Source organism: Erythrobacter tepidarius (assembly GCF_002155695.1).
GTDB classification, from domain to species: Bacteria; Pseudomonadota; Alphaproteobacteria; order Sphingomonadales; family Sphingomonadaceae; genus Erythrobacter; species Erythrobacter tepidarius.
On record NZ_MUYJ01000013.1, the window covers coordinates 84,886 to 109,384 of the forward strand.

22 protein-coding genes are annotated in these 24,499 nt (G+C 65.5%); 12 read left to right on the top strand and 10 right to left on the bottom strand.

Features of this window, described 5'->3' with window-relative positions; translation table 11 throughout:
• Positions 1-29 precede the first annotated feature (29 nt).
• Positions 30-1,256: a saccharopine dehydrogenase family protein gene (locus tag BZF61_RS13045; RefSeq protein ID WP_086619827.1), complete on the bottom strand. Its 1,227-nt coding sequence runs from the start codon at positions 1,254-1,256 to the stop codon at positions 30-32.
• Between the two features lie 232 nt (positions 1,257-1,488).
• Between BZF61_RS13045 and BZF61_RS13050 the strand changes: the two genes are divergently transcribed.
• From BZF61_RS13050 to BZF61_RS13070, 5 genes are all read left to right on the top strand, one after another.
• Entirely contained in the window at positions 1,489-2,442 is a 954-nt protein-coding gene (locus tag BZF61_RS13050) for a threonine ammonia-lyase (RefSeq protein WP_086619828.1), read from the top strand.
• Positions 2,443-2,520: 78 nt separating this feature from the next.
• The gene (locus tag BZF61_RS13055) at positions 2,521-3,735 is read left to right on the top strand and encodes a BtaA family protein (protein WP_086619829.1); all 1,215 of its coding nucleotides are present in this window, start codon (positions 2,521-2,523) and stop codon (positions 3,733-3,735) included.
• Complete coding sequence (locus BZF61_RS13060) at positions 3,735-4,376, top strand: class I SAM-dependent methyltransferase (protein ID WP_169711969.1); 642 nt, start codon at positions 3,735-3,737, stop codon at positions 4,374-4,376. The genes BZF61_RS13055 and BZF61_RS13060 overlap by 1 nt, the downstream gene beginning before the upstream one ends.
• A gap of 71 nt (positions 4,377-4,447) precedes the next feature.
• Complete coding sequence (locus BZF61_RS13065; protein ID WP_086619830.1) at positions 4,448-4,903, top strand: MAPEG family protein; 456 nt, start codon at positions 4,448-4,450, stop codon at positions 4,901-4,903.
• Positions 4,904-4,913: 10 nt separating this feature from the next.
• Positions 4,914-5,336 carry an MAPEG family protein gene (locus BZF61_RS13070; RefSeq protein WP_169711970.1) on the top strand — a complete coding sequence of 141 codons (423 nt, stop codon included), beginning with the start codon at positions 4,914-4,916 and terminating at the stop codon, positions 5,334-5,336.
• A 21-nt stretch (positions 5,337-5,357) separates the two neighbouring features.
• Here the strand turns inward: BZF61_RS13070 and trxB are convergent, their stop codons facing one another.
• A complete protein-coding gene (gene trxB / locus BZF61_RS13075) occupies positions 5,358-6,332 on the bottom strand; it encodes a thioredoxin-disulfide reductase (protein WP_086619831.1) in 975 nt (324 codons plus the stop codon).
• Between the two features lie 58 nt (positions 6,333-6,390).
• Positions 6,391-7,194 (bottom strand): tyrosine-protein phosphatase, encoded by an 804-nt coding sequence (locus BZF61_RS13080; RefSeq protein WP_086619832.1) that lies wholly within the window; start codon positions 7,192-7,194, stop codon positions 6,391-6,393.
• Positions 7,195-7,354: 160 nt separating this feature from the next.
• Between BZF61_RS13080 and BZF61_RS13085 the strand changes: the two genes are divergently transcribed.
• On the top strand, positions 7,355-7,816 hold the full coding sequence (locus BZF61_RS13085) for a response regulator (RefSeq protein WP_086619833.1): 462 nt from the start codon (positions 7,355-7,357) through the stop codon (positions 7,814-7,816).
• Here the strand turns inward: BZF61_RS13085 and BZF61_RS13090 are convergent.
• Positions 7,813-9,471, bottom strand: a complete 1,659-nt coding sequence (locus BZF61_RS13090; RefSeq protein ID WP_086619834.1) for an acyl-CoA dehydrogenase family protein — start codon at positions 9,469-9,471, stop codon at positions 7,813-7,815. The two genes, BZF61_RS13085 and BZF61_RS13090, sit on opposite strands and share 4 nt — an antisense overlap.
• 409 nt (positions 9,472-9,880) lie before the next feature.
• On the opposite strand from BZF61_RS13090, the gene BZF61_RS13095 reads away from it, so the two are divergent.
• Positions 9,881-13,213, top strand: a complete 3,333-nt coding sequence (locus BZF61_RS13095) for a TonB-dependent receptor domain-containing protein (protein ID WP_086619835.1) — start codon at positions 9,881-9,883, stop codon at positions 13,211-13,213.
• Positions 13,214-13,480: 267 nt separating this feature from the next.
• Here the strand turns inward: BZF61_RS13095 and BZF61_RS13100 are convergent, their stop codons facing one another.
• Complete coding sequence (locus tag BZF61_RS13100; RefSeq protein ID WP_086619836.1) at positions 13,481-14,719, bottom strand: GTP-binding protein; 1,239 nt, start codon at positions 14,717-14,719, stop codon at positions 13,481-13,483.
• 82 nt (positions 14,720-14,801) lie between these two features.
• Here BZF61_RS13100 and BZF61_RS13105 point away from each other — a divergent pair, with 82 nt between their 5' ends.
• From BZF61_RS13105 to BZF61_RS13125, 5 genes are all read left to right on the top strand, one after another.
• Complete coding sequence (locus BZF61_RS13105; RefSeq protein WP_143737060.1) at positions 14,802-15,194, top strand: MerC domain-containing protein; 393 nt, start codon at positions 14,802-14,804, stop codon at positions 15,192-15,194.
• Positions 15,195-15,255: 61 nt separating this feature from the next.
• On the top strand, positions 15,256-15,591 hold the full coding sequence (locus BZF61_RS13110) for a hypothetical protein (protein WP_143737062.1): 336 nt from the start codon (positions 15,256-15,258) through the stop codon (positions 15,589-15,591).
• A 1-nt stretch (position 15,592) separates the two neighbouring features.
• A complete protein-coding gene (locus tag BZF61_RS13115) occupies positions 15,593-16,222 on the top strand; it encodes an ABC transporter ATP-binding protein (protein WP_086619839.1) in 630 nt (209 codons plus the stop codon).
• Positions 16,219-17,448, top strand: a complete 1,230-nt coding sequence (locus BZF61_RS13120; RefSeq protein ID WP_086619840.1) for an ABC transporter permease — start codon at positions 16,219-16,221, stop codon at positions 17,446-17,448. The genes BZF61_RS13115 and BZF61_RS13120 overlap by 4 nt, the downstream gene beginning before the upstream one ends.
• Before the next feature lie 4 nt (positions 17,449-17,452).
• Positions 17,453-17,986: a DUF3299 domain-containing protein gene (locus BZF61_RS13125; protein ID WP_245804640.1), complete on the top strand. Its 534-nt coding sequence runs from the start codon at positions 17,453-17,455 to the stop codon at positions 17,984-17,986.
• A gap of 9 nt (positions 17,987-17,995) precedes the next feature.
• On the opposite strand, the gene BZF61_RS13130 is transcribed toward BZF61_RS13125, so the two are convergent.
• From BZF61_RS13130 to BZF61_RS13150, 5 genes are read right to left on the bottom strand one after another with little or no spacing between them, the layout of a single operon-like run.
• Positions 17,996-18,769 (bottom strand): enoyl-CoA hydratase-related protein, encoded by a 774-nt coding sequence (locus tag BZF61_RS13130; RefSeq protein WP_086619841.1) that lies wholly within the window; start codon positions 18,767-18,769, stop codon positions 17,996-17,998.
• Complete coding sequence (locus tag BZF61_RS13135) at positions 18,766-19,170, bottom strand: c-type cytochrome (protein ID WP_086619842.1); 405 nt, start codon at positions 19,168-19,170, stop codon at positions 18,766-18,768. Before BZF61_RS13135 ends, BZF61_RS13130 begins: the two co-directional genes overlap by 4 nt.
• Entirely contained in the window at positions 19,167-20,843 is a 1,677-nt protein-coding gene (locus BZF61_RS13140; RefSeq protein ID WP_086619843.1) for an AMP-binding protein, read from the bottom strand. Before BZF61_RS13140 ends, BZF61_RS13135 begins: the two co-directional genes overlap by 4 nt.
• Positions 20,844-20,845: 2 nt before the next feature.
• On the bottom strand, positions 20,846-22,249 hold the full coding sequence (locus BZF61_RS13145; RefSeq protein ID WP_086619844.1) for an aldehyde dehydrogenase family protein: 1,404 nt from the start codon (positions 22,247-22,249) through the stop codon (positions 20,846-20,848).
• Positions 22,250-22,262: 13 nt separating this feature from the next.
• Entirely contained in the window at positions 22,263-24,479 is a 2,217-nt protein-coding gene (locus BZF61_RS13150; RefSeq protein WP_086619845.1) for a TonB-dependent receptor, read from the bottom strand.
• Positions 24,480-24,499 lie beyond the last annotated feature (20 nt).

Genomic DNA, 24,499 nt, shown 5'->3' on the forward strand with positions numbered 1-24,499 from the left:
GGCTGCAGCCGCGGCCCAGACCAGACGCATCAGAAATCCACCGGCCCGGCCATTTCCTCGACCGTCCACGGCAGGCCGTGTTCGTTCAGCATCGCCATGAAGGGATCGGGATCGAGCTGTTCGATGTTGAACACGCCTTCCCCCCGCCACTTGCCCTGCACCATCAGCGCCGCGCCGATCATCGCCGGCACGCCGGTGGTGTAGGAAACCGCCTGGTTGCCGGTCTCCGCATAGGCCGCCTCATGCGAGCAGATGTTCTTGATGTAGAACGTCTTTTCGCCGCTGCCATCCAAGGCTTCGCCGGTCGCGATCACGCCGATATTGGTGTTGCCCTTGGTGGTCTCGCCCAGCGTTTCGGGCTTGGGGAGCACCGCGGCGAGGAATTGCAGCGGGATGATGTCGCGGCCCTGATACTTGACCGGCTTGATCGAGGTCATGCCGACATTCTGGAGCACGGTCAGATGGGTGATGTACTGGTCGCCAAAGGTCATCCAGAAGCGCGCGCGCTCAAGCTCGGGGACGAACCTGGCAAGGCTTTCCAGCTCCTCGTGATACATCAGATACATGTTCCTCGGGCCGACCGCCTCGAAATCGAAGGCGACCTTGGTGCTCATCGCCGGAGTCTCGACCCAAGCCCCATTCTCCCAGTGGCGCGCCGGGGCGGTCACTTCGCGGATGTTGATTTCCGGGTTGAAATTGGTGGCGAAATGCTGGCCGTGATCGCCGCCGTTGCAATCGAGGATATCGAGCTGGCGGATCGTCTTCAGCTTGTGCTTCTTGAGCCACATGGTGAAGACGCTGGTGACGCCCGGATCAAAGCCGCTGCCCAGCAGCGCCATCAGGCCAGCGTCCCTGTACCGCTCGTGATAGGCCCACTGCCACTTGTATTCGAACTTGGCCTCGTCCTTGGGTTCGTAATTGGCGGTGTCGAGGTAATCGACGCCCGCTTCGAGGCAGGCATCCATGATCGGCAGGTCCTGATAGGGCAACGCGAGGTTGACGACGAGGCCCGCACCGGTCTTGCGGATCAGGTTGACCATCGCCGGGACTTCCTCGGCATCGATTTCGTAGGTGGCGATATCGCGCCCGCAGCGCTCCTTCACCGACGCCGCGATCGCATCGCACTTGGCCTTGGTGCGGCTGGCAAGGTGGATGTCCGGGAAGATATCAGGGTTGAACGCCATCTTGTGGACGCAGACCGAACTGACCCCGCCCGCACCGATGACCAGAACCGTGGGGGACTTTGCTGCCGACATGAGCGGAACCTTTCGTGAAGCGATGCGAATCTTGCGTCGCCCTCTAATCGAATGCGCGGGTGGGGACAAATGATCCCCGTTTCCTACCGGGCGATGTTGACGCAGCTTGCGCCGATGACCTGTCGGCACCTGCTCTCCTGCCCCTCTCCCGCGATTGAGGCTTTGCGCGCGGCGCAGTTTTCTGTTTCAGGACTGTGTCTCATGTGTCTCCAACAGACAGGTTTCAACGTCCGTGGCTGAACGAATCCCCACAACCCAAGGCGTGATCGCTGCTGCCGAGGCTGTCGCCGCGATCCTGCCGCCCACCCCGCTGCTGCCGGTCGCGATCGGCGACGTGCAGGCATGGGTGAAGGCCGAGGTGCTGCAACCGATCGGCGCGTTCAAGATCAGGGGTGCGTGGTGGCGGCTCTCAAGCCTCACCGCGGCCGAGCGCGCAGGCGGTGTCGTGGCGGTGTCCTCGGGCAACCATGCGCAAGGGGTGGCCTGGGCGGCCAAGCGGCTCGGCATCCGGGCGACCATCGTCATGCCGCATGACGCGCCGGCGGTGAAGCTGGCCAACACCCGGATGCTGGGGGCCGAGGTGGTGCTTTACCGGCGGCCGCAGGAAGACCGCGACGAAGTGGCCGCGCGGCTGATCGCCGAGCAGGGCGGCACGCTGGTACATGCCTTCGGCGATCCCTGGGTGATCGAGGGTCAGGGCAGCGCAGCGATTGAAATCGCAGCACAATTGGGCCGCGCACCCAGCCGCATCATCGCCTGCTGCGGCGGCGGCGGGCTGGCAGCAGGGCTGGCGCTCGGCGCGCCGGGCAGCGCCATCCACCTGGTCGAGCCGGAGGGCTGGGACATGGTCGGACAGGCGATTGCGGCGGGCGCACTGGTCCACGCCGCGCCACAAGCACCCAAGACCATCTGCGACGCGCTGCAACCGAATGCCACCAAGCCCTTGAACCTCGCCCTGCTCAAGGGCCGGGCCGAGCCGGGCGTGACCGTCACCGACGCCGAGGTGCGCGCGGCGCAGCGCTTCGCCTTCCATCAGCTGCGCCTCGTGGTCGAGCCGGGCGGGGCGGCGGCGCTGGCGGCGGCCCTGGCGGGCAAGGTGCCGGTGGACGAAGACACGGTCATCATGCTCACCGGCGGCAATGCCGATCCGGCGGACTATGCGGCAACGATTGCCGGAAGCGCCTAGGCCTGTGGAAACCGTCATACAGGCGACACGCTGCGGCCATATGGCGGGCCAGACGCAATCACCGGGACAGCACGGCACATGGCGACACAGGCAAAGCGGATCATCGAGGATGCGGTGGTCCGCAAGGATGCGGGGCTGGCCGACAAGCTGCTCGACAAGGCCTTCGCGCTGGCCTTCAAGGGGCTGGTCTATGCCCAGATCTGGGAAGACCCGGTGGTCGACATGGAAGGGCTCGCGATCGCGCCGGACAGCCGCGTGATGTGCATCGCCAGCGGCAGCTGCAACGCACTGTCCTACCTGATCGCAAATCCGCAAGCCGTGACCGCGGTCGATCTCAACCGCGCCCACGTGGCGCTCGGCCGGCTCAAGATCGCCGCGATCCGCCATCTGCCGAGCTACGAGCGGTTCCACCGCTTCTTCGCCCACGCCGATCACAAGGAGAATGCCGAAGTCTATCGCAGCATGATCGCGCCGCACCTCGATTCGGAGAGCCGCGCCTATTGGGAAAAGCGCGATCTCCGCGGACGGCGACGCATCAACTACTTCACCCGCGGGATCTACCGGCAGGGATTACTGGGCAATTTCATCGGCGTGGCCCATCTGTTCGCCAAGCTCTACAAGATCGACCTGTCGCGCGTGCTGGCCGCCTCGACGCTTGAGGAACAGCGCGAAGTGTTCGAACGCGAGCTGGCACCCGTGTTCGAGAAGCGCTTCATCCGCTGGCTCACCGATCAGCCCGCCTCGCTGTTCGGCCTCGGCATCCCCCCGGCGCAATTCGCGCACCTAGCGGGCGATGAACGCATGGCCGAAGTGCTGCGCCGGCGGCTGGAAAAGCTCGCCTGCGACTTCGCGGTGAAGGACAACTATTTCGCCTGGCAGGCCTTCGGGCGCGGCTATGACCGCTCCGAGGCCGCGCCGTTGCAGCCCTATCTCCAGCGCAGCAATTGGGACACGATGAGGGAGCGGGTGGAGCGGCTGGAGGTGGTCCGTGCCAACATGGTGGAGTGGATCGGCATGCGCGAGCCGGCGAGTGTGGATCGCTTCGTGCTGCTCGATGCGCAAGACTGGATGAACAATGCCCAGCTCGATGAGCTGTGGGGCAGGATCACCCGCGCCAGCCGCCCGGGCGCGCGGGTGCTGTTCCGCACCGCTGCCGAGCCGAGCCTGCTGCCCGGACGGCTTGGCGAGAGCATCCTGTCGCGCTGGCGCTATCTCGACGAACTCTCCGCCGATCTCACCCGCCGCGACCGCTCGTCGATCTATGGCGGCGTGCACGTGTACGAGCTGGCGTGATGGCCAGCCGCGGCACCGCGCACGCCGCGCTGATGGACGAGGTCTATCGCGGCCAGCGCCACATCTATGACCTGACGCGCAAGTACTATTTGTTCGGACGCGACACCCTGATCGCAGGGCTGGATGCCACGCCGGGGATGCGGGTGCTGGAGGTGGCCTGCGGGACAGGGCGCAACCTGGCCAGAACCGGCCAGGTGTGGCCGGGGGTGCGATTGTTCGGCCTCGATATCTCCGCCGAGATGCTCAAGAGCGCGCGCGCGGCGCTGGGCAGCCGGGCGCGGCTGGGCGAAGGCGATGCCTGCGCATTCGACCCGCAAGCCCTCTTGGGCGAGCCGCAGTTCGAGCGGATCGTGCTGTCCTATTCGCTCTCGATGATCCCCGACTGGGAGGCCGCACTGGATCATGCCGCCAGCCTGCTGGCACCGCGCGGCGCGCTGCACATCGTCGACTTCGGCGACCTGGCCGGACTGCCCTCGCCGCTCGCGGCGCTGCTGCGCGCTTGGCTGGCGCGCTTCCATGTCACCCCGCGCAAGGCTCTGCCCGACGCCGCTGCCCGCATCGCCGCCGCGCGCGGGCTTGAGCTCACCAGCAGGCGGGGGCCGCTGGGCTACTGGCAGTTGCACGTGCTGACCCGCGGATAGGTTGCAATTGACAATCTGGCATCCGCTCCGCAGGAAGCATCCCCAGAAAGACCATTGGGAGGGAATGTCACATGCTGGCACAGATGCTGGCGCCCGCAGCGGTGCTGGTGGTGTGGACGCTGATCGTTCTGGTCTGGATTATTCCAGCGCGCTTCGGAGCGGTGGCAAAGATCGCCGATAAGTCGGTGCTGCCCAACAAGCGCGGTGTGCGCGGCGCCGATCTGGAAGGCGTGCTGCCCGACAAGGCCAACTGGCCGGCGCACAACTACGCCCACCTCGTCGAACAGCCGACCTTGTTCTATGTCACCGTGGTCATCCTCGCGCTCACCGGGCCGGGGGCGCTTGATGTGACGCTCGCCTGGGCCTATGTCGGCCTGCGGATCGTGCATTCCTTGTGGCAGATCCTCGTCAACACCATCCCGGTGCGCTTCGTGCTGTTCATCGCTGGCACCATCGCGCTGATCGTGCTGGCGGTGCGGGCGGTGATGGCAACGCTTCTGGCCGACCCTTCGGCCCTGCCCGCTTAGGGAGGCTCGCATGATCGGAATGGACATTCTTCAACCCGTCGTCGCGCTGCTGGCCTGGACGATGGTGATGTGGGTCTGGATGTATGCGACCCGCATCCCGGCGATGACCAGAGCGGGAATCAAGCCCGATGACGCGCGCAACACCGGGGCGCTGGGCTCGCTGCTGCCCGAACAGGTGCAGTGGAAGGCGAACAACTTCAACCACCTGCATGAATCCCCGACATTGTTCTACGCAGTCGCCATCGTGCTGGCGATCGTCGGACAAGGCGAAGGGTTCAACACCACGCTCGCCTGGGCCTATGTCGGCCTGCGGGTGCTGCACTCGATCGTGCAGGCGACCATCAACAAGGTCGCCATCCGCTTTTCGCTCTATGCGCTCTCGAGCCTCGTGCTGATGGCGCTGATCCTGCACGCGGGGATGGCAGTTTTCTGACGCGCGGCCCGCCGCGCAGGATTACTCCGCGGCCTCGGCCTGCCTTGCCCCGGCATGTTGGCGCGCGGCGAGGAAGCGCTCGCCGTCAAGCGCGGCCATGCAGCCCATGCCCGCCGCCGTCACCGCCTGGCGGTAAACATGGTCGGTCACGTCGCCGGCAGCGAATACGCCGGGGATCACGGTCTTGGGCGTGCCCGGCTCGGTCAGCAGATAGCCGCCCTCGTCCATTGGCAGCTTGCCCTTGAACAATTCGGTCGCCGGCGCATGGCCGATCGCGACGAAGGCGCCATCGACTTCCAGCGTCGAGGTCTCGCCCGTAACCGTGTCCTTGAGCACGAGGTGGTGGAGCAAGCCGCCCGCACCCGCCTCGAAGCGCTCGACCGTCTTGTTCCACAGCACGGTGATCTTGGGATTGGCAAAGAGCCGCTCCTGCAGGATCTTCTCGGCGCGCAAGCTGTCACGGCGATGGATCAGGGTGACGTCGTCGGAATGGTTGGTGAGGTAGAGCGCCTCCTCGACCGCGGTGTTGCCGCCGCCGATCACCGCCACTTTCTTGCCGCGATAGAAAAAGCCGTCACAGGTCGCGCAGGCCGAAACCCCCTTGCCACCCAGCTCCTGCTCGCCCGGAACGCCCAGCCATTTCGCCTGCGCCCCGGTGGCGATCACCAGCGTCTCGCCGATATATTCATCGCCGCTGTCGCCAATCGCACGGAACGGCGGGCCATTCTCCAGATCGACCGAGACGATCGTGTCCCAGATCATGCGCGTGCCGACATGCTCGGCCTGGGCCTTCATCTCCTCCATCAGCCAAGGGCCTTGCACCACGTCGCGGAAGCCGGGATAGTTCTCGACATCGGTGGTGATGGTGAGCTGCCCGCCGGGCTGCAAGCCCTGCACCACGATCGGTTCGAGCATTGCGCGTGCGGCATAGATCGCCGCCGTATAGCCCGCCGGGCCGGAGCCGATGATGAGCATCTTGGTCTGATGGATGGCCATGGGTGTTTGCCTTCGTTTGAATTTCAGTTGCGCGATATGGGGTGCAGGGGCGCGATTGTCACGCCACCAGCTTCGCGCGCAGGCGGGCCTTGCGCGCCTCGTCCACACCCAAGGCCTGCGCGAGATAGGTGTCGAGCGAGCCGTGATCGCGGGCGACCACGGCAAAGTAGGTCTCAATATATTCGGGCTGCACGCCCAGCAGATAGTCCAGCGCTTCGGGCGCGATGGCACCATAATGCGCCTCGATCCGCGCAAGCGACTGGCGTTCGAGGATCTCGCGGGTGGGCGCCTCGTTGGTGCGCAGGAATTCAGCCACCACGTCGTCGCGATGCACCCCCAGCACGTGGAGCAGCAGGCTCGCGGCCATCCCGGTGCGGTCCTTGCCGGCAAAGCAATGGACAAGGCTGCCCCCGTCGCGTTCGTCGAGCGCGGCAAAATAGCGCGAGAAGATCGAAATCATCGCCGGATTGACCGGCATCCGCCGGTAGACCGCCAGCATCCGCTCGCGCGCCTTCTGCGGTGTCATCACCTCCTTGCCGCCCCCGCCTTCGTGCGGCGGCGAATTGCTGGTCTCGCCCTGATGGGCGATCACCTCGGCGGCAAATTGGGGGTGGCGGCGGCAGGGGAAAGCCGCACGCTCGCTCGTCCCGCGCAGATCGATGACGGTGCGGATATCGAGCGCATGGAGCAGTTCAAGATCGGCTTCGCTCGCCTCCATATGCTGACCCGAGCGGAACAGCAGGCCGGTGCGCACGCGCCCGCCGCCCGGCACGGCATAACCGCCATAGTCGCGCAGGTTGTGAATCCCCTCGGCCGGCAGAAAGGGGGAGAAGGCATCGTCGGCAGAGAATTCGCGAATCATCGCTTAAGACATGGCAGCGCCGGATGACAGCGGCAAGGCGGCAAGGCGGCGAGGCGCAGCGCCGGCGCTAGGGGCAATTGCGGAGCGCCGCGGCAAGCCGTCCTTGAACATGGCATGGTTAACAGGGCAGCCGGAAACAACCTGAGAAAAGCCCGATACGATGGCCCGCATCCTGATTGTCGATGACGACGAACTTATCGCCGAACGGGTGAGCGAGGTGCTGATCGATGCCGGCCATGCCTGCGGTTGGGTCACCAGCGCCGAGGCCGCATGGGACTGTCTGCGCCGCAAGCAGCCCGACCTCGTGCTGCTCGATCAGACCATGCCGGGCGAATCCGGCCTCTCGCTGCTGCGCCGTTTGCGCCAGTCCGCGCGCCACTATGATTTGCCCGTGATCATGTTCACCGCCGTGGGCGGCGATGCCGACGAAGCCCGGGCGATCTATGCCGGGGCGCAGGACTTCATCCGCAAGCCCTTCGATCCCGCGCTGCTGGTGCGGCGGGTGGAGCGCATGATCCGTTTGCGCGGCGACCGGCCGCGCCATGTCGATCTCAAGACCGCACTCGGCCTCGACGGCGAGCGCATCGCGCCGCCGATGGCACTGGCTCGCAGGATCCTCTAGGCGGCCTTGGCCTGCGCCTGCGCGCCCAGCAGTCCGCGTCCGATCACCTGCGCCTGGATTTCGGCTGCGCCTTCGAAGATGTTGAGTATCCGCGCATCGCACAGCACCCGGCTGATCGGATATTCGAGCGCATAGCCATTGCCGCCATGGATCTGCACCGCGTTGTCCGCCGCCGCCCAGGCGGTACGTGCGGCGAGCAGCTTGGCCATGCCCGCCTCGATGTCGCAGCGCGCCTCGCGGTCCTTGGCGCGGGCGGCGAGATAGGTCAGCTCGCGGGCCATGACGATGTCGGCCACCATCAGCGCGAGCTTGTCGGCCACGCGCGGGAAGGCGATCAGCGGCTGGCCGAACTGCTTGCGCCCCAGGGCATAGTCCAATGCCAGATCGAAGGCATTCCACGCGACACCGACGGCGCGCGCGGCGGTCTGGATTCGGGCACCTTCGAAGGTCCGCATCAGCTGCTTGAAGCCCTGCCCCTCGCGTCCGCCCAGCAGCCCGTCGGCTGCCACGCCAAACCCGTCGAAACCGAGCGCATATTCTTTCATGCCGCGGTAGCCGAGCACTTCGATCTCGCTGCCGTCGATCCCGGCATCGGGAAACGGCACCTCGGGCGTCCCGCGGGCCTTGGTGGCGAGCAGCATCGAAAGGCCCGGATAGCCCGGCTGCGCGGGATCGGTGCGTACCAGCATGGTCATCAGATCGGCCCGGGCCGCGTGGGTAATCCAGGTCTTGGCGCCCGTCACCTTCCAGCTTCCATCGGGCTGCCGCTCGGCGCGAGTGCGCACCGCCGCGAGATCGGAACCCGTATCGGGCTCGGTGAAAACCGCGGTCGGCAGGCAGGAGCCATCGGCAATGCGCGGCAGGAAGTGCGCCTTCTGTTCGGGCGTGCCGTTGTGGGCGATGAGCTCGCCGGCAATCTCCGAACGGGTGCCAAGGCTGCCGGCGCAGATCCACCCGCGCGAAAGCTCCTCGGACACCACCGCCATCGCCAGCTTGCCCAGCCCGAGGCCGCCATGCTCCACCGGAATGCACACGCCAAATACGCCGAGCTGCGCCATTTCGGCGATCACCGCATCGGGGATCAGCGCGTCGGCCAGGTGCCAGCCATGGGCGTGCGGCCTGATCCTTTCGGCGGTGAAGGCGCGGAACTGTTCGCGCACCAGATCCAGCGTCTCGTCGCCCAGGGTTTCATCGGGCCGTGCGCCATCGGCGAGGAGCGCTGCCAAGGCCGCGCGCGTCTCGGTCGTGCTGCCCTCGCCAAGCAAGCGCGCGACCGCCGGATCCGCAGTCAGCGCGCGCGCCTCAGCCTCGCAACCGAAGGCCGAAGGACGCACGACTTCGCTGGCGCTCATCGGCAAACCGTAAGCGATCTGGCCAAGCGCCTCGCCCAGAGCGATCCGCAGCGTGAGCGAATCGGCCTCAGTGAAGCGGCCCGCACCGGCCGCACGCGCGGCCCAGTCGCAGGTCGCCTCGATCGCCGCAAGCGTGGCCGCTGCCCAGGCGAAACCATGCACCGCGTGCTGCTCGCGCGCGATTAGGGCCGGATCGGGCACGCCGCGTGGTGCCACCCGCTCGTTCAGCCGGTGCCGCACCGCATCGCAATATGCCCGCGCTGCCGCGATCGCCGCACGCGCTTCACCGATCCATTCGCTCATGCCGGGGGTGCTAGCAGAGCGAGCCGGGCGAAGCGAACCCGCAAAAACATCACCCTCGGCGCATGCCGGGGCCGTCCCGCCTGCGGCAGTCACCTGTTGCCGTTGAGCGACACTCGCCAACCAAAATCCGGCTTATCCCGCAATACAGGCCGTAAACGGGTTGTCCGCGCGGCTGGCCTGCGACAATTTTCATTCACTTTGTTGCACGATTTTGCAGCAAAACCTCTCATCGGGGTGACCCAAGCCGGACAGCGCAGCGCTTCGGCCGGCACCTCACGCAGGACGAACCGGGCAGTTTCATTCGCGGGCGATGGTCGTCGCGCCCGATTTGAGCTGTGTCGCGCAACTTTGGCGGCCCTACCTCGGGCTCAGCCGCGATCTCGAATGACGACCTACGCGAGGAGCCTCAATGCGTTATTCCGCCCTTACCCGCCAAACTTCGTCGCTGTCGGCGCTTGCCGCTGCACTGCTCGTCACCGGGCTCGCCCCGGCGAATGCACTGGCGCAGGACAGTGTCGCCGAAGAGTCCGCGAGCGATGAATCCGCCAGCGAGCAGATCATCGTCACCGGCTCGCGCATCGCACGCGATCCCAACGCAGCGGCGCCGCTGCCAATCAGCACGCTCGATGCTGAGGATTTCCGAAATTTCGGCGCGACCGACGTGACTGCCGCGCTGCGCCAGATCCCGGCGCTGATTGCGTCGGGCACGGTGGCCGACTCGCTCGAACGCGGCGGTGGCGGCGTGGGCCAGGCGACGCTCAACCTGCGCCAGCTCGGCTCGAACCGGACGCTGGTGCTGGTCGATGGCTGGCGTCACGTCTCGGGTGTGGCCGGTTCGCAGACGGTCGACGTCTCTACCATTCCCAACGCCCTGATCGAGCGTGTCGAAGTGCTGACCGGGGGCGCATCGGCGGTCTATGGCGCGGATGCGGTGACGGGCGTGGTCAACTACGTTCTCAAGCGCGATTTCGAAGGCATCCAGCTCGACGGGCAGATGGGGCTTTCGACCAAGGGCGACGGCAAGAGCTATCGTCTCGAAGGTGTCATCGGCCAGAATTTCGCGGAAGGCCGGGGCAACATCACCTTGGCGGCCGGATACACGCAGGATGACGAGATCCTGCTGGGCGACCGTTCCTTCACCCGCGACAACGGACGCGGCAACAATTCGACCACCTATGCCAACCCGCTGCGCCGCTTCCAGCGCGGGGACATCAACCCGGCCACCATGCCGAACTTTGCCAGCCGCTTCCGGCTTGGCGGCCCGGGCCCGAACAACACCCGCTTCCCATTCGGTCCGCTGATCCCAACCCCGGCGCAAGTCGCCACGCTGTTTCCCGGCGGCATCACCCCAGCCGAACAGGCGCTGGTCGACCGCGCGGCCAACGCGCCGGCCTTCGTGATTGGCGCCGATCCGCGCTTCGCCATCTCCTCAAACGCCGGCCTCGTGTTCCGTAATGATTTCGATTACTTCTCGGCCGATGTGAACAACAACGGCATCCCCGACTGTAACGAAAGCTACATCGGGCGTACCGGCTTCGGCGGGGGTGGCTGCTACGTGACCACGCCGGAAGGCGGCGTGCGGCCGTTTGTCGACGGCATCATCGCCACCGCCTCCAACCAGTTCAGCGGTGATGGTGCGGTCGAGCGGACCAACGAAACCTCCTTGATCCCCGAATCCGAGCGCATCTATGCCAACCTGCGCACCAGCTTCGAATTCTCGACAGCTGCCCGCGTCTGGCTCGACGCGAAGTATGTCCGCACCAACACCACCAGCCGCAACAACTACAACAGCTTCTACGACAGCCTGTTCATCGCGCCGGATAACCCCTTCATTCCGGACGTGCTTCAGGCCGATGCGGACGAAGCGGGCGGTCTGCGCATCAGCCGCGACTTTCTTGATCTGGGGCCGGGCATCTCCACCTCCAAGCGCGAGACCTACCGGATCGTCGGCGGTATCGAAGGCGAGATTACGCCGCACCTGAAGTATGAACTGGTGGGCAACTACGGGCGCAGCGACAACGCTGATACCTTCAGCAACTCGGTGCTGTACGATCGCCTCTTCGCCGCAATCGACGTGGTGACCAACCCCGCCAATGGCCAGCCGATCTGTCGCTCGACGCTCGATCCGACCGCGCCTCCGCATCCCGGTTCGGAATTCTTCCCGGTGATCGCACCCGGCTTCTTTACCTTCCGTCCGGGTGACGGCCAATGTGTGCCGGTGAGCCTGTTCAACGGAGTCAACTCGGTGAGCCAGGCGGGTGTGGACTTCATCACCACCCCGACCACCGATCGCTTCCGTCTCGAGCAGACCGTGGTGACCGGCCTGTTGAACGGCGACACTGGCGCCTTCTTCAACCTCCCGGGCGGGGCGGTGCAGTTCTCGCTGGGCGCGGAATACCGCAAGGAAAAGTCGCGGTCGCGCTTCAACGATCTGCTGCTTGGCAACCTGCCCGAAGGTTCGCCGGCAGGCCCGGCCGGCACCTTCATCGGCGACATCTCGGACAACCAGTCACTGCTGTTTGACGCCCAGACCCGCCAGTTCAATTCCGGCGGTTCTTTCGACGTGGTCGAAGTGTTCGGGGAAATCCTCCTGCCGGTGCTGTCCGACACGCCGTTCTTTCACGAACTCACCTTCGGTGCGGCTGGTCGCTATGCCGATTACTCGACCGTGGGCGGCGCCTTCACCTGGAATGTCAACGGCATATGGGCCCCGGTCGAGGACATTCGCTTCCGCGGCACTTACGCTCGGGCCATCCGCGCGCCCAACATCTCGGAACTGTTCGATCCCCAGCAGGGCGCGACCTTCCGGCCTTCCGACCCGTGCGATGCCAACCTGATCGATGACACGCCCAACCGGCGCGCCAATTGTATCGCGGAGGCGATCGCGCTCGGCTTCAATGCCGACTTCATCAACGGCAACCCCGGCGCTGGCATCTCGCCCTACGAAGATCCGCTTACCGCGCGCTTCTCGGGCACCAGCGGTGGCAACCCGAACCTGAAGGAGGAAACCGCCACCACCTGGACGGTGGGCACGGTGATCAAGCCACGCTTCCTGCCCGGCCTTTCGATTTCGGCGGACTATTATGCGATCGAGATCAAGGACGCGATCCAGGCCGTGACCGCGCAGGATATCGTCAATTCCTGCTACGACCTGCCGACCTTCCCGAACGACTTTTGCGACCTGTTTGAACGTAACGGACCGGGTTCGGCAACGCCTTTCGGTTTCAACTTCCTGCGCCAGACCCAGATCAACTTTGCCAAGCTGGAAACGCGCGGGGTCGACTTCCAGGTCAACTACGGCTTCGCGTTGGGCGAGAACAACTTCAACCTCAATGTCGGTGGCAACTGGACCGAGCGGCTCAACCGCTTCTTCGATCCCGTTGATCCGACCTTCGTCAATCCGGGCCTGCGCGAGCTGGGCGCTCCGGAATGGTCGGGCTACGGCTCGGTCACCTGGAACCGCGGCGACTTCACTCTCAACTACGGGGTGCAGTATATCGGTTCGACGGCGGTTGCCTCGGTCATCCAGATCGAACGCATCCAGGAGGAATTCGGCCCGGCTGGCTTCGCGCCGGAATACTGGCTGCACAACCTCGCCTTCAATCTCGATGCCACCGACGAGATTACCTTCTACGGCGGCATCAATAACCTGACCGACGAGAAACCCTACTTGTCGAGCTCGGCCTACCCGGTCTCGGGCATCGGACGGACGATGTTCCTGGGCATAACGGCGCGCTTCTGATCACGCGCCTTCGGGCGTGACCACGGCGGGCGGAGCAGGCGACACCCTGCTCCGCCCTTTGGCATTTGGGGGCCTGAGCGGCAAGCGGTGCGCCCAAGCCGCTATCGGCACCGGGGATATCTCGTGCGCGTTGGGCGCCACGCAACCGAACGCCGCAGCAATCTCGCGCCCGGTAAGGCCATTGCCGAGCCGCAAACCGGTCGCAGGCGCAGTGCTGATGCGCCCAAGCCAGAGCCAAAACTTCGCGCCGGCTCAAGGTCGCGCACGTCAGGCATCGACGGGAACGGCCGCATCGCCCCAAGCGGGAAAGGGATCGTTGAGGCGTTCCCATTTTTCGGGCGTGAATTCGTCGGTCGGGACAAGGCAGGCATCCAGCGCTGCGGTGATCGCCGCCTTGTCGAGCCCGATGCCGATGAACACAAGCTCCTGCCGCCGGTCGCCCCAGACCGGGTGCCACTGCTTGACGACGAATTGTTCGAAGGTGCCGTCGTCGGGCCAGCGGTTCTTGGGCACTGCGGCCCACCAGCGGCCCATGCGGCTCACCGTCTTCTGGTGCCCGGCAATCGCCAGCTCGCCGAGGAAATCGGTGCGGGTAGCAAGCCAGAAATGCCCCTTGGCGCGGATCACCCTGTCGAGCGCATCGCTGGTCAGGAAGCGGTAGAACATCGCCGGATGGAACGGGCGGCGGGCGCGATAGACGAAGCTTTCGACGCCATATTCCTCACTCTCGGGGCGGTGGCTGGCATAGTCGAAAAGCTCCTTCATCCACAGCGGGTGCTGTTCGGATCGCTCTTCGTCATAAAGGCCGGTATCGAGGATCGCGTCGAGCGCGACCTTGCCGAAGTCGGCCTCTATGATGCGTGCATCGGCATTGAGCGAGGCGACCACCTTTTTGACCATGGCGAGCTGTTCGGGCGGCACGGCGCTGGCCTTGTTGACGATCACCACGTCGGCGAATTCGATCTGTTCGACCAGCAGGCCCACCAGGCTGCGATCATCGCCTTCGCCCGCCGTCTCGCCGCGGGCCGAGAGCAGATCCGTGCTCGAATAGTCGGCCAAGAGGTTGAGCGCGTCGACCACCGTCACCATCGTATCGAGCCGCGCGACATCGCCAAGGCATTCGCCATATTCGTCCCGGAACGAGAAGGTCGCGGCCACGGGCAGGGGTTCCGAAATCCCGGTGCTTTCCATCACGAGGTAATCGAAGCGGCCCTCCTCGGCGAGCTTGCGCACTTCCTTGAGCAAGTCGTCGCGCAAGGTGCAGCAGATGCAGCCATTGGTCATCTCGACCAGCGTTTCCTCTGCGCGGCACAGCGCCGCCTCGCCGCCGCGCACCAGATCGGCGTCGATGTTGACCTCGCTCATGTCGTTGACGATCACCGCCACCCGCTTGCCTTCGCGGTTGGCGAGGATGTGGTTGAGCAGCGTGGTCTTGCCTGCGCCGAGGAAGCCCGAAAGCACGGTGACGGGCAGGCGGGAGTCGGCAACGGGGGCGGAAAGGGTCATGTGCAAATCCTGTCGTCTGGTTCTTGCAGTGGCGCGCGGGCTTTCTATGTAATGATGTATCATTACGCAATAGGGGCAACATATGGCAAGTTCACCTTCGCCGGCGCCGGACAAAGCGCCGTGGCATCGCTTCGGCATGGGACTATCGGTGTTATGCCTGCTACACTGTCTCGCCCTGCCCTGGTTGCTGACGAGCCTGCCGGTGGTGGTGTTTGCCGCCCTGCCGGAACCCTTGCGCCATAACGAGTGGTTCCATGCCGCGCTGATCGGGCCGGTGCTGCTGGTGAGCGGACCGGTGCTGCTGCGCGGCGCGCCAGGCAAAGCGCAGACCATGATGGTGCTTTCGGCCTTCGCTGCGCTGATGGGCGGTCTGTTGATGGACAACGAGATCGGCGAACGGGGCCTGACCATGACCGGCGCAGGTCTGCTGCTCGCCGCCCATTGGAGCCGCTTGCGCCAGCACCATCGGCATTAATCCGGAGGACAAGGCAAGGTGCATGGACGTTCCTGGAAATGTTGTGTTATATCATCTAGCGATGACAATAACGCGTATTGTGCTCGCCCCCGTCGCTTGGCTGTTTGCCTTCCTGTCCTTCGCAAGCCCCGCGCAGGCCTGCGATCTTGACGGCCTGGCAGGAATGTTCGGCTCGCACAGTCTCAATCCCTTTGCTGGACGCATGGCAGGGATGCAGCCCCCTGTCGGGCAACCGGCGGCCCCGGCCGAGCAGTCGCCGCAGGCCGCCGCGCCCGAGCGGCAAAGGCAAGACCGCCGCGAAGCACCTTCGGAGGCAAAGACAGAGCGCCCCAAGCTCTCGGAAAGCCGCGATGGCAACGGCTCCATCAGCGCCGACAACAAGGTGTTGCTCATCTGAGATGATGCTTACCGTGCGCAATCTGAGCAAGGCCTATGCGGGCCGGCAAGTGCTCCTAGATATCTCCCTCACGCTGAGAAGTGGCGAAAAGATGCTGCTGCTCGGCCCGTCCGGTTCGGGCAAATCGACGCTGCTCGCCTGCTTGTGCGGCCTTGCCCAGCCCGACACCGGCAAGGTGACACTGGACGATGCTCCGATCAATGACGCCATCCGTCGCCGCCACTTCGGGATCGTGTTTCAGACACTGCGGCTGGTCTCGGCCCTTTCTCTAAGCGCCAATCTCGTGCTGGCGCAAAAGCTCCAGACGGGACGCAGCGATCCGGCACTGATCGCGCACCTGCTCGAACGGCTCGGCATCGCCGGGCGAGCCAATGCCCGTCCGCATCAGCTGAGCCAGGGCGAAGCGCAGCGCGCCGCGATCGCCCGCGCGCTCGCCGTGCGGCCGGCGATCCTGGTGGCGGACGAGCCTACCTCGGCGCTCGATCAGACCAATGCCGCGATCGTCGCAAGGCTGCTTGCCGATCTCGCCGACGAGGCCGGTGCGGCGCTGATCATCGCCACCCACGACGAACGGCTGCGCCCCCACGTGCCGCGCACACTGACGCTGGCCGAAGGGCGGATCGCGGCATGATTTCGCTCGCGCTCGCCTATCTGCGCGATCGGCCGCTGACCAGCTTGCTCAACATGGTGCTGCTGGGGATCGCGGTCGCCATGCTGGTGCTGCTGCTGCAACTCGGCACCCAGGCCAATACCCGCTTGGCGCGCGATACGGCCGGCATTGATCTGGTGGTTGGCGCCAAGGGCTCGCCGCTCCAGCTGATCCTGTCGAGCGTGCTGCATGTCGACCAGCCGACCGGCAACATCCCGATCCAAGCCCGTGCGCTGGTCGAGCGCGATCCGGCCGTGGCGCGGGTGGTGCCGCTCGCTCTGGGAGACAATTTTCGCGGCTACCGGATCGTTGGCACGGACGCCGGCTTCGCTCAGCTTTACCGCACGCGGCTGGCCGAAGGCCGCGCCTTTGCGGCTCCGATGGAGGCCGTGCTGGGCGCGGAAGTGGCCCGCGCGACCGGGGCAAGACCGGGCCAGAAGTTCACCGGCAGCCACGGCCTGGGCAGCGAAGACGGACAGGACCAAGGCCATGATCACGCACCCTTCGTCACGGTGGGCATCATGGCGCCGACCGGGGGTGTGGCCGACCGGTTGATCCTGACCAGTGTCGAGAGCGTGTGGCAGGTTCATGGTATCGAAGCCAATCACGAGGAAGGAGCTGGCGAACACGATCACGAACACGAAACCGGCCCCGATGCGCTCGAACCCGAGCTTACTGCGCTGCTCGTGACCTACGGCAATGCGGCCGGCGCGCTGCGGGTGCCGGCGATGGTCAACCGCCAGAGCGCTTTGCAGGCCGCCGTCCCCGCGACCGAGATGGCAAGGCTGCTGGATCTGGCCGGCGCGAGCTTCGATGCGATCCGCGTGTTCGGCTGGCTGCTTGCTGCCATGGGCGGACTTGCAATCTTCGTCGCTCTGGTCGGCATTGCCCGGGCGCGCGAAGGCGATCTGGCGCTGCTGCGGGTGATGGGGGCGACCAGAGGCCAGGTGTTCGGCACGGTGATGCTCGAAGGCATGCTGACAGCCCTCGCGGGCGCTGTGACGGGCTGGATTGCGGCGCACGGTCTGATCATGGCGGCGCGGCAGACCTATCCGACGCTGGCCGAACTCGGGCTTGTCCCATGGCAACCGCTCCCCGCCGAATTGGCAGTGCTCGCAGGCGTGGTGGGGATTGGTGCGCTCGCCGCGCTGTTGCCCGCGCTCACCGTCTATCGCCTTGATCCTGCACAGATTCTGGCAAGGATTTGATCCGATGATTTCCTCTGACACGATCGAACTGGCACTCTGGCGCGGCGCATTGGTGATGCTGGCGGCGCTGGGGCTTGGAACCATCGGCCCGGCCACCAGCGCGCAGGCCCCCGATTACAAGGCCGGGCGCGTGGTCGAGGACGTGTGGAAGCCCGCCGCCACGCCCAAGGGCGGGGTGTCATGGAAGGTGCTCGAATCCACCGGTGAGACCACCCGCACCGACGCGCAGGGCTTCATCGTCTCCAAGCCGCGATTCACCCCGCAGGTGAAGGCGCTAGCGGGCAAGCGCATCACGGTGGCGGGCTGGATGATGCCGCTCACCACGGGCAAGACCCAGAAGCATTTCGTTCTGCTCGGTTATCCGCCCGGCTGTCCGTTCCACTTCCACGCCGCCCCCAACCAATTTATCGAGGTCTACGCCGACACACCCTTCCCGACCAGCGAGACACGGGTGTTCACGGTGAGCGGGGTTCTGGAACTGACGGGCTACGATGAAAGCGGCATCTTCTATCGGCTGCGCAAGGCCCGCCCGGGGTAGGGCCGTACCTCACCAGCGCGGCGGACGCTTTTCCAGAAAGGCGGCGATGCCCTCGGCCGCGTCGGGATGGAGGATGTTGGCAAGCGCCTCGCCCTGAACGAATTCATAGGCCTCCTCCAGCGGCAGACGGCACTGGCGCTGGAACGAGCGCTTGCCCCTGCGCAGCACCGAAGCGGGCTTGCTGGCGATGGTGCGAGCGAGGGCATCGACTGCCGCGTCGAGTTCGTCCACCGGATGCACCGCATTGACAAGGCCGATGCGCAGCGCGTGATCGGCCGCGAACAGGCTGCCAGTTGCCAGCATCATCATCGCGTGTTTGCGCCCCACGGTCCGCTCCAGCAGCACCTGCGGCGTATGGCACCAGAAGCCGATATTGACCCCGGGCACGGCGAAGCGCGCGGCAGCCGACGCCAGTGCCAGATCGCAGGCTGCCACCAGCTCGCAGCCCGCGGCGGTAGCGACGCCTTCGACCTTGGCGATCACGATCTGCGGCTGCGCCATCACCTGCCGCATCAGGGCGACCAGCCCGGCAAAATCCGCGCGCAAAGCCTCCTCGTCAGGCTCGCCGGTGAATTCGGTAAGATCGTGCCCGGCGCTGAAAATCCGCCCGCCCGCACCGGACAGGACGATCACCTTGATATCCTCGCGCGGGGCCAGCGCCGCAAGCTCGGCGCGCAATCCCGCCACCAGTCCCGCCGACAGGCTGTTGCCCTGCCCGGGACGGTTCAGCACCAGCCCGGCGACCGGCCCGTTCTCCTCGCGCAGGACCAAGGCAGCGCTCATTTCAGCGCCATCAGATAGTCGACGATCGCCTTGCGCTTGGCGGCATCCTTCACCCCGGCAAAGGCCATCTTGGTGCCCGGTACCACCGCCTGCGGGGCGGCGATGAAGCGATCCAGGGTGTCACGGTTCCAGACCACCTCCGCCTTCTTCATCGCAGGCGAGAAGGCATATCCGGCCACCGCCCCCGCGCGCGTGCCCGCCACCCCGTAAAGATTGGGGCCAAAGCCCGACCGCTCGCCTTTCTTGACCGCATGGCAAACCGCGCAAGGCGCGAAGGCGGCAGGTGCAGCGGGCGGCGAGGCAGCCGCCGCCGCAGCAGCAGCGGGCGGCGAGGCGAGCGCAGCCAGCGCCGCGAGCGGGGCGGCGGTGGCGGCAGCGAGCAGAAGCAAGGTCTTGGTCATCGGGTCGATCCCTGATCCGGGGACTTGGGGGCCGGTGATGCGCTGGCCGACAATTCAGCCTCCATCACCTTGCGCATCTCGATCTTCTGCGCCTTGCCGGTGACGGTCATGATGAAGCTGTCGACGATCCGCACATGGCGCGGCACCTTGTAATGGGCGATCTTCCCTTTGCAGTGGGCGATCACGTCCTCTGGGAGGAGCTGCACGTCGGGGCGCGGGATGACCCAGCAGCATACTTCCTCGCCATAGACCTCGTCCGCCACGCCGAACACCTGGGCATCGGCGATGCCGGGATGGGTGAGGAGATATTCTTCAATCTCGCGCGGGTAGATGTTCTCGCCCCCGCGGATAATCATGTCCTTGATCCGCCCGGTGATCCGGACATAGCCGTTTTCGTCCATCGTCGCGAGGTCGCCCGAATGCATCCAACCTTCAGCGTCGATTGCCTCGGCGGTCTTTTCGGGATCGTCCCAATAGCCCAGCATCACCGCATAGCCGCGCGAGCAATATTCGCCCTGCTCGCCGCGCGGTAGGGTCTTGCCATCAGGGCCGATGATCTTGGCCTCGGCATGCGGGTGGACGCGGCCCACCGTCTCGACCCTTTCGGTCAGCGGATCGTCGGTCGCGGTCTGCGTGGTCAAGGGGCTGGTCTCGGTCATGCCGTAGCCGATGGTGACTTCGCGCATGTTGAGCTTGTCCATCACCCCGCGCATCGCGGTGACAGGACAGGTCGCCCCGGCCATGATCCCGGTGCGCAAGGTCGAGACGTCGTAATCGCCAAGCCCGGTCTGGCCGAGGATGGTGATGAACATGGTGGGCACACCGTAAAGCGCGGTGCAGCCTTCGGCCGCAACCGCCTGCAAGGTCGCGACCGGATCGAAGGACTCGCCCGGATAGACCATCGCCGCCCCGCTGGTGAGCGCCGCGAGGTTGCCCAGCACCATGCCGAAGCAGTGGTAGAGCGGCACCGGAATGCAGATGCGATCCTCCGGCCCGACCTTGATCGTCTGCGCGGTGAAATAGCCGTTGTTGAGGATATTGTGATGGGTAAGCGTTGCGCCCTTGGGAAAGCCGGTGGTGCCGCTGGTGAACTGGATGTTGATCGGATCGTGGCACGAAATTCCGGCAGCCGCGGCCGCGAGGCGCGCAGGATCGCGTGCGACGCGCAGGTCGTCCCACGCCTTGAAACCCTCATGCCGTTCCGCGCCCAGCGCCACCATCAGTTTCAGATGCGGCAAGCGCTCTGGCCCCAGCTCGCGCAGCATCGCGATATAGTTGCTGGTCTTGAACCGCGCGGCGGTCACGAGCGCGCTGCACCCGACCTTGTTCAGCGCATATTCGACCTCGCTCATGCGATAGGCCGGATTGATGTTGACGAGGATCGCGCCGATTTTGGCCGTGGCAAACTGGATTACCGCCCACTCCGCGCAGTTGGGCGCCCAGATGCCGACGCGATCGCCCTTGGCAACGCCGTGGTCGAGCAGCCCGCAGGCAACCCGCTCGGCCTCGGCATCAAGCTCGGCCCAGCTCATGCGGATGCCCTGATGCATCGAGACCAGCGCCAGCCGCTCGCCCCAGCGCGCCGCTGCGGCCGTCAACGCCGCGCCGATGGTATCTTCAAGAAGCGGGGGCGATGTCGGCCCCTTGGCATAGCTTTCCCTTGGGCTTTCCATTTTCACCGCGCCACGTTGATGACCTGGATCTGGGTATATTCTGTCAGCCCTTCGACCGACTGCTCAACCCCGAGGCCCGAGTTCTTGAACCCCGCCATCGGGATGTGCGGGCCGATGGCGACGTGCTGGTTGACCCACACCTGCCCGCTTTCGATCCGCCCGGCAATCTGCGCCGCTCGTGCAATGTCCTTCGACCACACCGATCCGCCGAGGCCATAGTCGCTGCGGTTGGCCCGCGCGATCACGTCCTCGACATCGTCGAAGGAAATGACAGGCAGGATCGGACCGAACTGTTCCTCGTCGACGATGGTGTGGCCGTCCGAAACGTCGCGCACCACCGTGGGGCGCAGGAAATAGCCGTCGCGCTCCAGCACTTCGCCGCCGGCGATGATCGTGCCATCCCGGCGGGCGGTTTCGAGGAAGGCTTTGACCTTCTCGAATTGCGCCTTGTTCTGGATCGGGCCGATCGTGGTGCCTTGCTCCAGCCCGTCGCCGACGATGGCTTCCTCGGCGAGCCGCGCCAGTTCGGCACACATGGCATCGTAGATGTCGGCGTGGACATAGGCGCGCTTGATGGCAAGGCACACCTGCCCGCAATTGAGGAAGGCATTGGCGAAGATCGCCTTGGCCGTCTCGCGCACGTCGACATCCTCTAGCACGATCGCCGGGTCATTGCCGCCCAGCTCCAGCGTGATGCGCTTCAGCGTGTTCGCACCCGATGCGACAATCGCCTTGCCGGTGGCGGTCGATCCGGTGAAGCCAACCTTGGCGACATCCGGGTGACTGGTGAGATAGGGGCCGAGGTCGTTGGCATCGGTGATGATGTTGACGACGCCCGCAGGGAAGATGTCGCGGCAAAGCTCGCCCAGCCGCAGAGCGGTGACAGGGGTGGAGGGCGCAGGCTTGAGCACGATCGCGTTGCCCGCCAGCACCGCCGGGCCGATCTTCCAGCAGGCCACCAGCAGCGGGAAATTCCACGCGATGATCCCGACAATCACGCCCAAGGGCCGATGCTGGACGGCAACATAGCCTTTCTCGTCGTCCTGAATCACCCGATCGGGCAGTTCGAGCGTCGCGTAGTGGCGCAGATAGCCCTCGGTCCAGGCGACCTCGCCGATGGCTTCGGGCAACGGCTTGCCCTGTTCCTGGGTGATCAGCCGGGCCAGCTCGTCCCTGTTCGCCGCGACCGCATCGGCGAGTGCGACGAGCCGCGCCTGCCGCTCGCCGAAGGGCACCCCCGCCCAGCCTGGCAGCGCCGCTTTGGCCGCCGCGATGGCAGCATCGGCATCGGCCTGCGAAGCGCGCGGCACACGGACGAAGGGCGCGCCGGTTGCGGGATTGATGACATCGAGACAGGCGCTGCCCTCCACCAGCCTGCCGCCGATCAGCATCCGGTATCCGCTCATCCTGCCATCTCCCCTAGAACGTCGTGCCGAGCGTCACGCCATAGGTGCGCGGTGCTGCGACATGGTTGTAATCGAACCCGAACCCGGCCAGCAGATCGACCCGCGAGGTAAAATAGAACGCGTTCGTCAGGTTCTTGCCCCAGACCGAGGCGTTGAACCTAGCGTCGGCGCTCTGCCAGCGGATGAAGCCCGAAAGCAGCGCATAGTCGTCCTGTTCGAGGCGCGGGGTGTTGACCACGTCGAAGAACTGGCTGGCGGTGTAGGCGAGGTCGATCGTCCCGCTGAAACTGCCGGCATCGCCTTCGTAGAAGGTCGCGTCGACCCCGATCGAAGCGGTCAGCGCGGGGGCGTTGGTGAGATCGTTGCCCGCAACGTTGACCCCGCTCACCGTGCCGCGCTGGATCCGGGTGTCGAGCACGCCGAGGCTGCCGCGCAAGGTGAGCGCGTCCGACGCCCGCGCGGTCAGTTCCGCCTCGCCGCCCCAGATTCGCGAGCGCGGTATGTTGAGCAGGGTCTGTGCTGCCGTGGTGGGATCGACATTGATGAACTGCTGGTTGCGATACTTGTAGTAGAACGCGGCGAGATTGAGCGTCACCGCACGGTCGGCGAACTGGTTCTTGGAACCCAATTCGAAGGAATCGACTTCCTCCGCCTTGGCGACGTTCAGCTCCGAGGGATCGAAGAAGGCCTGCGCGTTGAAGCTCGGCGCGCGGAAGCCGCGGCTGTAGGTGGCATAGATGAGGTTGTCCGGCGTCACCTGGAAATCGACCCCGATCTTGCCCGACAGGTCGCTGATGCCATAGCTGAGCGGGCTCGCCGGGGTCGGGATGGTCACCCCCAGCACCGCACCCGAAGGCCCGATCTGCTGGGCGATGAAATTGGGCTGACGGCCGGTGTCGCGGGTGAAGCGCAGGCCCCCTTTGAGCGCGACCATATCGCTCAGTTCGAAGCTCATGTCGGTGTAGATCGCGAAGCTTTTCTTGATCTGGTCGAAGCTGTTGCCGAACTGGCAGGCCTCGCCCGCGGTGGTTGCGGCGCAATCGGCATCATCGACATCCCCGTCGCCGTCAACATCCCCGCCCGAGGCGACATCCTGCGCGATCTTGAAGGTCGAGGCGTTGAACACCTTTTCGCGGTTGTAGTAGGCGCCGACGATGAAATTGAACGGCCCGTCGAAGTCGCTCGACAGGCGCAGGTCCTGTGCGATCTGGTTGGCGCGGGCGAAATAGGGGATTTCGAGCAGCGCGATGCCCTGCCCATCGGTGTCCTCGACGAAATTGAGGGTGCCTTTGTCCCACGAGCTGATGCTGGTCAGCGACAGCGTGTCGGAGAGGTCGATATTCGCCGTCAAGGCCAGCGAATAGGTGCGCGCCCGGCGGCGCGTGGTTTCGTTGGCAGCGATCTCGCGCCGCTCGAGGCCCGGCCGGTTGACCGCTTCGGGCTGCGCGAAGATTCCGTAATTGCGCGGGTTCTGGTAGCTGGTCGAGGCGCGCAGGGTAATGTCGACCCCATCGGAGGGTTCGAAATAAAGCGCCGCACGCAGGCCATATTCGCGGAGGCTGGCAAGATCGGGCTTGCCCGGCAGCACATTGTCGAACCAGCCGTCGGCCCGTGCGAAGGTGCCCGCCACCCGCAGCGCGGCATTTGCGCCGATCGGGGTGTTGATCGCCCCGTTCACGTCGATCCGGTCGAAATTGCCGTAGCCGAGGTTGAAATAGCCCTCTGTCTGCCCGAGCTTGGGCGCGCGGCTGATGAGGTTGACCGCGCCCCCGGTGGTGTTCTTGCCGTAGAGCGTTCCCTGCGGCCCGCGCAGCACCTCGACCCGTTCCTGATCGAACAACGCAATCCCGAGCAGCGCGAAATTGCCCTTGTAGACCTCGTCGTAATAGGTCGCGACCGGACCCGACTGGTTGAGGCTGAAATCGTTGAGCGAGACGCCGCGCAGGGCGAAGATCGGGGTATTGTCGCCCACGGTCGAGGTCAGCTGGAGGTTGGGAACCATGGTCACCAGCTCGTCGATCTGGGTGGTGCGGCCCCGCTCCAGCGCCTCGCCCCCGACGGCAGAAACCGAGATCGGCACATCCTGAAGATTCTCAGCGCGCTTGTTGGCGGTGACGATAATCTCGCCGGCCTGATCGCTTGCGGCCTCTTGTGCCGAAGCCGATCCGGCCAGACAGGCCGCAAGGGCGATGCTGGGGACGGAAATAGCCCACAAAACGGGTTTACGCATGACATACCCCCTTCCTCTTT